Source organism: Streptomyces sp. NBC_00872, assembly GCF_045161915.1.
GTDB lineage: Bacteria > Actinomycetota > Actinomycetes > Streptomycetales > Streptomycetaceae > Streptomyces.
The window spans coordinates 2,898,315-2,911,615 of sequence record NZ_CP108806.1 but is presented as its reverse complement, the minus strand read 5'-3'; the positions used below and the strand labels follow the sequence as shown (position 1 = coordinate 2,911,615).

Below are 13,301 nucleotides of genomic sequence, written 5' to 3'. Positions count from 1 at the left end.
GAGCCGTGATGGATGAAAGGCGTAGGTGGATGATGCGTACGCGTCCGCTGAAGGTGGCACTGCTGGGCTGTGGCGTGGTCGGCTCAGAGGTGGCGCGCATCATGACGACGCACGCCGACGACCTCACGGCCCGGATCGGTGCCCCGGTGGAGCTGGCCGGGGTCGCCGTCCGGCGGCCCTCCAAGGTCCGCCAGGGCATCGACCCCGCCCTGATCACCACCGATGCCACCGCCCTGGTCAAGCGCGGTGACATAGACGTGGTGGTGGAGGTCATCGGCGGGATCGAGCCCGCCCGTACGCTGATCACCACCGCGTTCGAGCACGGCGCCTCCGTCGTCTCCGCCAACAAGGCGCTGCTCGCCGAGGACGGTACGACCCTCTACGAGGCCGCCGAGCGGCACGGCAGGGACCTGTACTTCGAGGCGGCCGTCGCCGGTGCCATACCGCTGATCCGGCCGCTGCGCGAGTCCCTCGCCGGGGACAAGGTCAACCGCGTCCTCGGCATCGTCAACGGCACGACCAACTTCATCCTGGACCGGATGGACACCGCGGGCTCCGGCTACTCGGAGGCGCTGGACGAGGCCACCGCACTCGGTTACGCCGAGGCCGACCCCACCGCGGACGTCGAGGGCTTCGACGCCGCCGCCAAGGCCGCCATCCTCGCCGGGATCGCCTTCCACACCCGGGTCCGGCTGGACGACGTACACCGCGAGGGGATCACCGAGGTCACCTCCGCCGATCTCGCCTCCGCGAAACAGATGGGCTGTACGGTCAAACTCCTCGCCATCTGCGAGCGCGCCGCCGACGGCCGGTCCGTCACCGCCCGTGTCCACCCGGCGATGATCCCGCTCAGCCATCCGCTGGCCTCCGTGCGCGAGGCGTACAACGCGGTCTTCGTCGAGGCCGACGCGGCCGGGCAGCTCATGTTCTACGGCCCCGGCGCCGGCGGCTCACCGACCGCCTCCGCCGTACTGGGCGATCTGGTCGCCGTCTGCCGCAACCGGCTGAGCGGCGCGACGGGCCCGGGGGAGTCCGCGTACACCCGGCTTCCCGTGAGCGGTATGGGCGAGGTCGTGACGCGCTACCACATCAGCCTCGACGTGGCCGACAAACCGGGTGTACTGGCCCAGGTCGCCACGGTCTTCGCCGAGCACGGCGTATCGATCGACACCGTGCGCCAGAAAGGCCGACAGGACGGCGACGGCGAGGCCTCCCTCGTCGTCGTCACCCACCGCGCGCCCGACGCCGCCCTCTCCGGGACCGTCGAGGCGCTGCGCAAGCTCGACACCGTGCGCGGTGTCGCCAGCATCATGCGTGTTGAAGGGGAGTAAGGGACCCATGACCAGCATCGGCACCCAGCGCGGCACCCACCAGTGGCGCGGCATCATCGAGGAGTACCGGGACCGCCTCCCGGTGACGGACGCGACGCGGGTCATCACACTCCGTGAGGGGGGCACGCCGCTCGTCCCGGCGCAGGTGCTGTCCGAGCGGACGGGGTGTGACGTTCATCTCAAGGTCGAGGGTGCCAACCCCACCGGATCCTTCAAGGACCGTGGCATGACCATGGCGATCACCCGGGCCAAGGAGGAGGGCGCCCAGGCGGTCATCTGCGCCTCCACCGGCAACACCTCGGCCTCGGCCGCCGCCTACGCGGTACGGGCCGGCATGGTCTGCGCCGTACTGGTGCCCCGGGGCAAGATCGCCCTCGGCAAGATGGGCCAGGCGCTGGTCCACGGCGCGAAGATCCTCCAGGTCGACGGCAACTTCGACGACTGTCTGACGCTGGCGCGCTCGCTCTCCGACAACTACCCGGTGGCACTGGTCAATTCGGTCAATCCGGTACGGATCGAGGGCCAGAAGACCGCCGCGTTCGAGATCGTGGACGCGCTCGGCGACGCCCCGGACATCCATGTGCTGCCCGTCGGCAACGCCGGCAACATCACGGCGTACTGGAAGGGCTACACCGAGTACGCCGCCGACGGCGTGGCGGCCCGTACCCCGCGTATGTGGGGCTTCCAGGCCTCCGGCTCCGCGCCCATCGTGCGCGGTGAGGTCGTCAAGGACCCGCACACCGTCGCCACCGCGATCCGGATCGGCAACCCCGCGTCCTGGCGGTACGCGCTGGCCGCGCGCGACGAGTCCGGCGGCTTCATCGACGAGGTGACGGACCGGCAGATCCTGTCCGCCTACCGGCTGTTGGCCGCCCAGGAGGGCGTCTTCGTGGAGCCCGCCTCGGCCGCCTCCGTGGCCGGTCTGCTCAAGGCCGCCGAGGAGGGCAAGGTCGACCCCGGGCAGCGCATCGTCTGCACCGTCACGGGCAACGGCCTCAAGGACCCGGACTGGGCGGTCGCGGGAGCGCCCCAGCCGGTGACCGTGCCGGTCGACGCGACCGTCGCCGCACAGCGCCTCGGCCTGAACTGACACGGGAATCACACCGGAACCGCGCGCCGGGACCACGCCCCGGACACGCCCCGGTCACCGCCCAAGGACGGCAAGACCGACAAAGGCGCACAGGAGACACGCGACACGCATCGTGCGCCTCCTGTGCGCCCTATGTCGCCATACAACCTTCCTTCGATACGCTGTACCCCACCCGCCCCGCCGCATATGCCGCGGTGTTTGTCGCCCCCGTGGCCCCCGGGCGTTCCGCATGTCCTCGAACATCTCGCAGTCGCCCCACACCACCGTCATAGTCAGCACAGTCCCCAGCACGCAGTCACGCCGTCACAAGGAGAGTCGTCAGAGCGATGGCCGGTCCCGCGTTCCGCGCCGCCGCCGTACGGGTGCGCACCCCCGCCACCAGCGCCAATCTCGGTCCGGGCTTCGACGCCCTGGGTCTGTCGCTGGGGCTCTACGACGACGTGGTCGTCCGCGTCGCCGACTCCGGCCTCCATGTCGACATCGCCGGTGAGGGCGCCGAAACGCTGCCCAGGGACGAGAGTCATCTGCTCGTACGCTCCCTGCGCACGGCCTTCGACCTGCTCGGCGGGCAGCCGCGCGGACTGGAGGTCGTGTGCGCCAACCGCATCCCGCACGGCCGGGGTCTGGGCTCCTCCTCGGCGGCGATCTGCGCGGGGATCGTGGCCGCCCGCGCCGTGACCATAGGCGGGGACGCCAGATTCGACGACGCGGCGCTGCTGGAGCTGGCCACCGAGATCGAGGGCCACCCCGACAATGTCGCGGCCTGTCTGTACGGCGGATTCACGCTGGCCTGGATGGACGGGGGAGCGGCGCGCGCCATCAGGATGGATCCGGCCGGTTCCATCGTTCCGGTGGTTTTCGTCCCCGACAGTCCGGTGCTCACGGAGACCGCCCGCAGCCTGCTGCCGCGTACGGTTCCCCATGTGGACGCCGCCGTCAACGCCGGCCGCGCGGCCCTGCTCGTCGAGGCGCTGACCAGGCGCCCCGAGCTGCTGTTCCCGGCCACCGAGGACCGGCTCCACCAGGACTACCGGACCCCGGCGATGCCGCAGAGCATCGCCCTGGTCAACCGACTGCGCGCGGACGGCGTCCCCGCGGTCATCTCCGGCGCGGGCCCCACGGTGCTCGCGCTGGTCGAGGACGGTGCGGCCGACAAGGTCGCACGGCTGGCGGGCGAGGGGTGGGCGGCCAACCGGCTCTCCCTCGACGCCGGGGGCGCGAGCGTACTGCCGCTCGGCTCTTAGTCGCACAAGATTGCCGGTGAGTGAGAGGGGGAATGTTTGTTGGAGCCGGTAGTGTTAACCTCAAGTCTGCAACCGACGTCTTTGCGGCGCGGTGCTTCGTGTCCCGTTTCGGGACCAACCTTCTTCCGGGAGCCTCCCCAACTGCCTGAGCAGCCTGCCTGAGCAGTTTTGAGCACGCACCGGAACCGGCACGACACCCCCCGTTTTTCCTAGCGGAGGGCCGAGCAGGGGGACCTCGGGCCGGACCCATTTGCACGTATGCGTATTTCTCCGCCGTACCCGGCGGGACCACCGCCCCGGCACGGTCCACAGGATGGGACCGCCGTCGGACAGCACAACCGGTCGCCGAGCCAGAAGGCCGACGTCCGCTCCAGGGAAGGACCCTTCGTGAGCGACACCACCGATCTGATGGGCGTGACTGCCGACAACAGTGTCGACGCCACCGCGCCCGCCGCAGGTGCTGCCACTGGCACCACCGCACGGCGCCGCCGCTCCGGCACCGGCCTCGAGGGCATGGTCCTGGCCGAGCTGCAGCAGGTCGCGTCCGGCCTCGGTATCAGGGGCACCGCGCGGATGCGCAAGAGCCAGCTGATCGAGGTCATCAAGGAGGCGCAGGCCGGCGGCCCGTCCGCGCCCAAGACCGCCGAAGCGGGCAGCGCCGACGCCGAGACCAAGCCGAAGCGGCGCGCCACCTCCAAGGCCCGTACGGGTGAGGCCGCGGCCGCCGGGGAGAGCGCGGGCGAGGCCGAGAAGGCCGTGGCCCCGCAGCAGATCGACATTCCCGGCCAGCCCGCCAGTGACGACCAGCCCGTGGGCGAGCGCCGCCGCCGCCGGGCCACCGCGCAGGCGGGCAGCCCGGAGACCACGGCGGAGGCCCCGGCGGCCGACGTCAAGGTCGAGGCACAGCCGGACAGCAGGGCCGAGGCCGCCGTCGGCGCCTCCGGAGCGGGAGCGGCGCAGACCGACGCCGACGGCCGGCGCGGCGAGCGCCAGGACCGCGGCCAGCGGGGCGAGCGCGGTGACCGTGACCGCGGTGACCGCCGCGACCGGCAGCGCGACCGCCGGGGCAAGACCGATGAACAGCAGGGCGGTCCGGCCGGCCAGAGCGGCGGCCAGCAGCAGAGCGCCGGCCAGCGCCAGCAGCGGGACAACCGCGGCGGCGGCCAGAACACCGGCCCGCAGGACGACTTCGACGACGAGGCGGGCGGCCGGCGCGGCCGGCGCGGCCGGTACCGCGACCGCCGTGGCCGCCGCGGCCGTGACGAGTTCGGTCCCGGTGAGCCGCAGGTCGCCGACGACGATGTGCTGATCCCCGTCGCGGGCATCCTCGACATCCTCGACAACTACGCGTTCATCAGGACCTCCGGCTATCTGCCGGGCCCGAACGACGTGTACGTCTCGCTCGCCCAGGTCCGCAAGAACGGTCTGCGCAAGGGCGACCATGTCACCGGTGCCGTGCGCCAGCCCAAGGAGGGCGAGCGCCGCGAGAAGTTCAACGCGCTGGTGCGCCTCGACTCCGTCAACGGCATGGCGCCCGAAACCGGCCGCGGCCGCCCGGAGTTCCAGAAGCTGACCCCGCTCTACCCGCAGGACAGGCTCCGGCTGGAGACCGACCCGGGTGTGCTGACCACCCGGATCATCGATCTGGTCGCCCCCATCGGCAAGGGCCAGCGCGGTCTGATCGTGGCCCCGCCGAAGACCGGCAAGACCATGATCCTCCAGGCCATCGCCAACGCGATCACGGTCAACAGCCCCGAGTGCCACCTCATGGTCGTCCTCGTGGACGAGCGCCCTGAGGAGGTCACCGACATGCAGCGGTCGGTCAAGGGCGAGGTCATCTCCTCGACCTTCGACCGCCCTGCCGAGGACCACACCACCGTCGCCGAACTGGCCATCGAGCGTGCCAAGCGCCTGGTCGAGCTGGGCCACGACGTGGTCGTCCTGCTGGACTCCATCACCCGTCTGGGCCGTGCGTACAACCTCGCCGCGCCCGCCTCCGGACGCATCCTGTCCGGTGGTGTCGACTCGACCGCGCTCTACCCGCCGAAGCGCTTCTTCGGTGCCGCGCGCAACATTGAGGACGGCGGTTCGCTGACCATCCTGGCCACCGCGCTGGTCGAGACCGGCTCGCGCATGGACGAGGTGATCTTCGAGGAGTTCAAGGGCACCGGCAACATGGAGCTGAAGCTCGACCGGAAGCTCTCCGACAAGCGCATCTTCCCGGCGGTGGACGTGGACGCGTCCAGCACCCGTAAGGAAGAGATCCTGCTCGGCGGCGAGGAACTGGCCGTGGTCTGGAAGCTGCGCCGGGTGCTGCACGCCCTCGACCAGCAGCAGGCGATCGAGCTGCTCCTGGACAAGATGAAGCAGACGAAGTCGAACGCGGAGTTCCTGCTCCAGATCCAGAAGACGACGCCCGGTCCGGGCAACGGCAACGACTGATCCGGACAGCTGTCCCACCGAACCGCCCCGGCGCCCCGTGCGCCGGGGCGGTTCCGCGTCCCGGCCCGGTGCGCCCCCTCCCGGCCCGTACGCCCCAGGAGGGCCGTCAGCGGCCCGCTGACGGCCCCGTACCCGGATCCCCTGGTGGGGGAGGCCCGGCGGGCGGCCGTGGCCCGCTCACGGGGTGCCGTGCTCCCGCCTTGATGTTTGACTGACTGGATATGCGGCGACAGGGCGCGCCTCATCACCGAGGACAGGAGGCGGCGGGACCGGCACCACGGACAGAGGGAGACCATGACCGACGGGAGCAGCAGCCGAAGCAGCAGCCGAATACCCGGCCGTGGCGGACGCCGAGGGGCCAGGGGCGGCGGCAGGCGCCGCCGCAGGGCGACCGCCGTCGTCGCGTGGTCGGCCGCCGTTCTGGTGCTGCTCGGCGGGTCGGGACTGGGCTACGTCTATGTCAAGCTCGACGGCAATCTCAGAGGCATCGACATCGACCGCATCCTGGGCCGGGACCGCCCCGCCGACGTCGACAACGGCTCCGAGGACATCCTGGTCCTCGGCTCCGACTCCCGGGCCGGCGCCAACGCCGTGTACGGCGACGACGGCGGCGGTGCCCGCTCCGACACGGCCATGATCATCCATGTCTACCCGGGTCACCGGAAGGCCAGTGTCGTCTCCGTACCGCGCGACACCCTGATCGACCGCCCCGACTGTGCGGGACCCGGCGGAGGCACCGTCCCCGGCGAGCGGCTCGCCATGTTCAACACCGCGTACGAGGTCGGCGGCGCCGCCTGTGCGGTCAAGACCGTCGAGACCATGTCCGGGATCCGGATGGATCACTACATCGAGGTCGACTTCACCGGCTTCAAGCGGCTCGTCGACGAGCTGGGGGGTGTGCGGATCACCACCACCCGGCCGATCGACGACGCCAAGAGCCATCTGACCCTGGCGCCCGGCACCCACACCCTCGACGGGGAGCAGGCCCTCGGTCTCGTACGGACCCGCAAGAGCGTCGGCGACGGCAGCGACCTGGGCCGTATCGAGCTCCAGCAGGCCTTCGTCAAGGCGCTGATCGAGCAGGTCGGACGCATCGGTCTGTTCAGCAGCCCGAAGAAGCTCTACGACCTCGCCGACACCGCCACCCGGGCGATCACCCCCGACTCCCGGCTCGATTCCGTCAAGGAGCTGATCGGCTTCGCCGGCGGCCTCAAGGAGATCGACACCCGGAATCTCCGGATGATCACGCTCCCGGTGACCTACGACCCCGCCGACCCGAACCGTGTCCTGCCCATCCCGGCCGGTGCCGAGCAGGTCTGGACGGCCCTCAAACAGGACAAACCCATCCCCGCCTCCGCGACGAAGGACTCCGCCGGAGACCCCGGCGAGGCGGCCGGCACGGTCGTCGGCGACTGAGCCCCCTCCGGCGCGCGCCCCCGCGCGCCGGCCCCAGGAATACCTCCGGCCGACCCCCGGTTTTGGGAGATGCGGCCGGTCCTGGCAGACTGGTACGTCGGCCCCGGTTCACGTACGAGCAATCCGCGTGTACGACCCGGTGCCCTCCCGGAACTAGGAGAAACCCTTGAAGCGCGACATCCACCCCGCGTACGTCGAGACCCAGGTGAGCTGCACCTGCGGCGCGTCGTTCACCACCCGGAGCACCATCGAGTCCGGCACCATCCGTGCGGACCTCTGCTCCGAGTGCCACCCGTTCTACACGGGCAAGCAGAAGATCCTCGACACCGGTGGCCGTGTGGCCCGCTTCGAGGCCCGCTTCGGCAAGGCCGCCGCCTCCGCCAAGAAGTAGCGAGCCATCTGCGCCGGTTCTCGGTGCCCCGTTCCGGGGTGCCGAGACCGGCGCTTTGGCGTCCCGAAGCACCTTCGTACGAACCCAGGAGCACCCGATGTTCGAGGCGGTCGAGGAACTGATCGGCGAGCACGCCGATCTGGAGAAGAAGCTCGCCGACCCGTCGGTCCACGCGGACCAGGCGAACGCACGCAAGCTCAACAAGCGCTATGCCGAGCTGACCCCGATCGTCGGCACGTACCGCTCCTGGAAGCAGACCGGCGAGGACATCGTCACCGCCCGCGAGTTCGCGGCCGACGATCCCGACTTCGCCGCGGAGGTGAAGGAGTTGGAGAAGCAGCGCGAGGAACTGACCGAACGGCTCAGGCTGCTGCTCGTACCGCGCGACCCCAGCGACGACAAGGACGTCATCCTGGAGGTCAAGGCCGGCGCGGGCGGCGACGAGTCCGCGCTCTTCGCCGGTGATCTGCTGCGGATGTATCTGCGCTACGCGGAGCGCGTCGGCTGGAAGACCGAGATCATCGACGCCACCGAGTCCGAGCTGGGCGGCTACAAGGACGTCCAGGTCGCGGTGAAGACCAAGGGCGGCAACGGCGCCACCGAGCCCGGACAGGGCGTCTGGGCCCGGCTGAAGTACGAGGGCGGCGTGCACCGTGTGCAGCGTGTGCCCGCGACCGAGTCGCAGGGCCGTATCCACACCTCCGCCGCCGGTGTGCTGGTCACACCCGAGGCCGAGGAGATCGACGTCGAGGTCAACCCCAACGATCTGCGGATCGACGTCTACCGCTCCTCGGGGCCCGGCGGCCAGTCCGTCAACACCACGGACTCCGCCGTCCGCATCACCCATCTGCCCACCGGTGTGGTCGCCTCCTGCCAGAACGAGAAGAGCCAGCTCCAGAACAAGGAGCAGGCCTTGCGTATCCTGCGGTCGCGGCTGCTCGCCGCCGCGCAGGAGGAGGCGGAGAAGGAGGCCGCCGACGCGCGGCGCAGCCAGGTCCGTACCGTCGACCGGTCCGAGAAGATCCGTACGTACAACTTCCCGGAAAACCGGATCTCGGACCACCGTGTCGGATTCAAGGCGTACAACTTGGACCAAGTGCTCGACGGAGAACTGGACGCCGTCATCCAGGCCTGTGTCGACGCCGATTCGGCCGCGAAGCTCGCGGCCGCGCAGTAAACAAGCACCCGCGTAAACGACCGTACGACTCCAGCCCGGAGGACCAGCGTGCAGCTACCCCCCGGGGGGCGACCCCCGCACCCCCGCTCCGTGCTGCTCGCGGAGGTGGCACAGGCCACCCAGCGGCTGGCCGACGCGGGCGTACCCTCACCCCGCTTCGACGCGGAGGAACTGGCCGCGTATGTGCACGGCGTCAAGCGGGGAGAGCTGCACCGCGTCAAGGACGCGGACTTCGACGCCCGTTACTGGGAGGCGGTGGCCCGCCGCGAGGCCAGGGAGCCGCTCCAGCACATCACCGGCCGGGCCTTCTTCCGCTATCTGGAACTCCAGGTCGGGCCCGGGGTGTTCGTACCGCGCCCGGAGACCGAGTCGGTCGTCGGCTGGGCCATAGACGCCGTACGGGCGATGGACGTGGTCGAGCCCCTGATCGTCGATCTGTGCTCGGGCTCCGGCGCGATCGCGCTCGCCATGGCGCAGGAGGTGCCGCGTTCCCGGGTGCACGCCGTGGAACTGTCCGAGGACGCCCTCACCTGGACGCGGAAGAACGCCGACGGGTCCAGGGTCACCGTGCACCAGGGAAACGCCCTGACGGCCCTTCCCGAACTCGACGGCCAGGTCGACCTGGTGATCTCCAACCCGCCGTACATCCCGCTCACCGAATGGGAGTACGTCGCCCCCGAGGCCCGCGACCACGACCCCGAGATGGCGCTTTTTTCCGGCGAGGACGGACTCGACACGATCCGGGGCATCGAACGCACCGCCCACCGGCTGCTGCGGCCGGGCGGTCTGGTCGTCGTCGAACACGCGGACACCCAGGGCGGACAGGTCCCGTGGATCTTCAGCGAGGAGTCCGGCTGGGCGGACGCCGCGGACCACCCCGACCTCAACAAGCGCCCCCGCTTCGCCACGGCGCGCAAGGCCCTGCCGTGACGACCCCGGCACACCTCCTCGCCCCGGCCCGTGCCTTTCGGGTGAGCGCCAGCCCCGAGCACGATCGACCGTCGACGGTGGCGGAGAGCGCCCCGGAGGCGAACCGAGCCTCAAAAAATAGGGAGTCAGGCTGATGGCACGGCGATACGACTGCAACGACGCGACCGACCGCACGACGGGTCTGCGTGAGGCCGCGTCGGCCGTACGCCGTGGTGAGCTGGTCGTGCTGCCCACCGACACCGTGTACGGGATCGGCGCGGACGCCTTCAGCTCCGAGGGTGTCGCCGATCTGCTGGACGCCAAGGGCCGCGGACGCAATATGCCCACACCCGTGCTGATCGGCTCCCCGAACACGCTGCACGGCCTCGTCACCGAGTTCTCCGAACAGGCGTGGGAACTGGTCGACGCGTTCTGGCCCGGCGCGCTCACCCTGGTCGCCAAGCACCAGCCGTCCCTCCAGTGGGACTTGGGCGACACCCGCGGCACCGTGGCGATCCGGATGCCGCTGCACCCCGTCGCCATCGAACTGCTCACCGAGGTCGGCCCGATGGCGGTCTCCAGCGCCAATCTCACGGGACACCCGTCCCCCGAGGACTGCGACGCGGCGCAGGAGATGCTCGGGGACTCCGTCTCGGTCTATCTCGACGGCGGCCCCACGCCCGGCATCGTGCCCTCCTCGATCGTCGATGTCACCGGCCCGGTCCCGGTACTGCTGCGGGCCGGCGCCCTCGACGCCGAGGAACTGCGCAAGGTGGTACCCGACCTCGAGGTGGCCAATTGACCGCCCCTGAGGGGCGTGGCATAGCGGAGACCGCACACACCGGCAACACCTTCCGCATCCTCCACGTCAGTACCGGCAACGTCTGCCGCTCACCGATCACCGAGCGGCTGAACAGGCATGCCCTGACCGTCCGCCTCGGCGAGCGGCTCACCGGCGGCCTGATCGTGGAGAGCGCCGGCACCTGGGGACACGAGGGCGCGCCCATGGAGGCCAACGCCGAGGCCGTACTGGCCGACTTCGGCGCGGACGCGTCCGGCTTCGTCGGCCGCGAACTGCTCGACGAGCATGTGATCCGCGCGGATCTGGTCCTCACCGCGACCCGCGACCACCGCGCCCAGGTGATCTCCATGGGCCACTCCGCGGGTCTGCGCACCTTCACGCTCAAGGAGTTCACCCGGCTGGTACGGGCCATAGACCCGGCGACACTGCCCGACGCGGTCGACGAGGGCGTGGTCGAACGCGCCCGCGCCCTGGTCCGCGCGGCGGCGGCGCTGCGGGGGTGGCTGCTGGCCCCGACGGCGGAGGCGGACGAGGTCTACGACCCGTACGGGGCGCCGATCACCTTTTTCCGCTCGATCGGCGAGGAGATCCACCAGGCACTGGACCCGGTCGTCACAGCCCTGACCGGCGTCCCGTCGCAATTTTGAAGGGCTCGGTTCGCCTCCGGGCGCTTGCTGTGTCCATCAGCGGCCTCCGGCCGCGGGTCGTGCGGGGCCGGCACATCAACGCAGCCCAGTCCCGACCGGGGCCGGGTTGTCCTCAATCGCCGGACGGGCTTGTTTTTCGCCCCGCGTCCGGGGCGGGCGGGGCCGTCCTCAATCGCCGGACGGGCTTGGTTTCGGCCCGCAGTCGGGGGCCGGGCGGGAGGGGGTCGGGGTCGTAGGAGGTGCGTGTTCGGACACTAAAGCGTGATTTGTGCCGCACGCCGGGCCGCACCTAACAAACCGACCCGCACGCGGCGTAAATCATGCCGTCCGGACATGTACCTCCGGAGTGCCCCGGCCCCCGCACCACCCACACACCGCACCCCCGCACCACGGCCCCCCGCACCACGGCCCCCCGCCGGGAGGCGTATCGGCCTACATTGGAGAGCGCACGTACCCCCCCAGGTCCGGAGCCCGTCATGGCGGTCCCCAGCGCATCCGACACCCGCGCCCCCCACACCCGCGCCCCCCACACCGCGGTGCCCGACGTCCTGCTGCGGCAGGATCCCGAGATGGCCGAGGTGATCCTCGGGGAGACGCGCCGCCAGGCCGACAGTCTCCAGCTCATCGCCGCGGAGAACTTCACCTCGCCCGCCGTCCTCGCCGCACTCGGCTCCCCCCTCGCCAACAAGTACGCCGAGGGCTACCCCGGCCACCGCCACCACGGCGGCTGCGAGCTCGTCGACGCCGCCGAGCGGATCGCGATCGCGCGGGCGAAGGCGCTCTTCGGCGCGGAACACGCCAATGTGCAGTCGCACTCCGGCTCCTCCGCCGTCCTCGCCGCGTACGCCGCGCTGCTGCGGCCCGGGGACACCGTGCTGGCCATGGGGCTGCCGTACGGCGGTCATCTCACGCATGGCGCGCCGGTCAACTTCTCCGGCCGCTGGTTCGACTTCGTCGGGTACGGGGTCGACGCCAGGACCGGGTTCATCGACTACCCGCAGGTGCGCGCCCTGGCCCGCCAGCACCGCCCCAAGGCGATCGTCTGCGGGTCGATCTCGTATCCGCGCCATATCGACTACGCGGTGTTCCGGCAGATCGCCGATGACGTCGGCGCGTATCTGATCGCTGACGCCGCGCATCCGATCGGACTGGTGGCCGGGGGCGCGGCGCCCAATCCGGTGGCGTACGCAGATGTCGTGTGCGCGACCACCCACAAGGTGCTGCGCGGACCGCGCGGCGGGATGATCCTGTGCGGCGAGGAGCTGGCCGAGCGGGTCGACCGCGCGGTGTTCCCGTTCACCCAGGGCGGCGCGCAGATGCATACGATCGCCGCCAAGGCCGTCGCGTTCGGCGAGGCGGCGACCCCGGCCTTCACGGCGTACGCGCACCAGGTCGTCGCCAACGCCCGCGCGCTCGCCAAGGCGCTGGCCGCGGAGGGTCTGCGGATCACCACGGACGGTACGGACACCCATCTCATCACCGCCGATCCGGCGCCTCTCGGTGTGGACGGCAGGACGGCCCGCGGCCGGCTGGCCGCCGCGGGTGTGGTTCTCGACACATGCGCGCTGCCGTACGCGGACGGCCGGGGCATCCGGCTGGGGACCGCCGCCGTGACCACTCAGGGCATGTCAGAGGCCGAAATGGCGCGGCTCGCGCCCCTCTTCACCTCGGCGCTGCGCGGAGGCGTGGAAGCGGCGCGCAGGGCCCGTGCCGAAGTGCGGGAGCTGGTCGGCCGATTCCCTCCGTATGGGAAGCTTTCCTGACGGGAACACGGTGCGGTGACAAGCCGTGCAACTATCCCGCTCAGCCGCCCGTCCTGGCTCATATGGCGACTCGGTATCCGACAGCGGGT

General features: G+C 70.9%; 11 protein-coding genes. All 11 read left to right on the top strand.

Features of this window, described 5'->3' with window-relative positions; genetic code table 11:
• The first annotated feature begins 29 nt into the window (after window positions 1-29).
• The 11 genes from OG214_RS12350 to glyA all read left to right on the top strand — a co-directional run bounded on the left by OG214_RS12350 (window position 30) and on the right by glyA (window position 13,212).
• Entirely contained in the window at window positions 30-1,331 is a 1,302-nt protein-coding gene (locus tag OG214_RS12350) for a homoserine dehydrogenase (RefSeq protein ID WP_363084611.1), read from the top strand.
• 7 nt (window positions 1,332-1,338) lie between these two features.
• Window positions 1,339-2,421 (top strand): threonine synthase, encoded by a 1,083-nt coding sequence (thrC, locus tag OG214_RS12345; RefSeq protein WP_363084610.1) that lies wholly within the window; start codon window positions 1,339-1,341, stop codon window positions 2,419-2,421.
• 326 nt (window positions 2,422-2,747) lie between these two features.
• Window positions 2,748-3,665 (top strand): homoserine kinase, encoded by a 918-nt coding sequence (gene thrB, locus OG214_RS12340; RefSeq protein ID WP_405984746.1) that lies wholly within the window; start codon window positions 2,748-2,750, stop codon window positions 3,663-3,665.
• A 387-nt stretch (window positions 3,666-4,052) separates the two neighbouring features.
• Window positions 4,053-6,107 carry a transcription termination factor Rho gene (gene rho, locus OG214_RS12335; protein ID WP_363084608.1) on the top strand — a complete coding sequence of 685 codons (2,055 nt, stop codon included), beginning with the start codon at window positions 4,053-4,055 and terminating at the stop codon, window positions 6,105-6,107.
• Window positions 6,108-6,401: 294 nt separating this feature from the next.
• Window positions 6,402-7,523, top strand: coding sequence for an LCP family protein (locus OG214_RS12330; RefSeq protein WP_405984745.1), 1,122 nt, complete (start codon window positions 6,402-6,404; stop codon window positions 7,521-7,523).
• Between the two features lie 166 nt (window positions 7,524-7,689).
• Window positions 7,690-7,914: a 50S ribosomal protein L31 gene (gene rpmE / locus OG214_RS12325; RefSeq protein ID WP_066950131.1), complete on the top strand. Its 225-nt coding sequence runs from the start codon at window positions 7,690-7,692 to the stop codon at window positions 7,912-7,914.
• A gap of 97 nt (window positions 7,915-8,011) precedes the next feature.
• Complete coding sequence (gene prfA / locus OG214_RS12320; protein ID WP_363084516.1) at window positions 8,012-9,091, top strand: peptide chain release factor 1; 1,080 nt, start codon at window positions 8,012-8,014, stop codon at window positions 9,089-9,091.
• A gap of 48 nt (window positions 9,092-9,139) precedes the next feature.
• Window positions 9,140-10,021, top strand: coding sequence for a peptide chain release factor N(5)-glutamine methyltransferase (gene prmC / locus OG214_RS12315; protein ID WP_363084517.1), 882 nt, complete (start codon window positions 9,140-9,142; stop codon window positions 10,019-10,021).
• A 133-nt stretch (window positions 10,022-10,154) separates the two neighbouring features.
• On the top strand, window positions 10,155-10,802 hold the full coding sequence (locus OG214_RS12310; RefSeq protein WP_363084518.1) for an L-threonylcarbamoyladenylate synthase: 648 nt from the start codon (window positions 10,155-10,157) through the stop codon (window positions 10,800-10,802).
• The gene (locus OG214_RS12305; protein ID WP_365905778.1) at window positions 10,799-11,449 is read left to right on the top strand and encodes a protein-tyrosine-phosphatase; all 651 of its coding nucleotides are present in this window, start codon (window positions 10,799-10,801) and stop codon (window positions 11,447-11,449) included. The genes OG214_RS12310 and OG214_RS12305 overlap by 4 nt, the downstream gene beginning before the upstream one ends.
• Window positions 11,450-12,018: 569 nt before the next feature.
• Window positions 12,019-13,212 (top strand): serine hydroxymethyltransferase, encoded by a 1,194-nt coding sequence (gene glyA / locus OG214_RS12300; protein WP_405987485.1) that lies wholly within the window; start codon window positions 12,019-12,021, stop codon window positions 13,210-13,212.
• The last annotated feature ends 89 nt before the right edge of the window (window positions 13,213-13,301 follow it).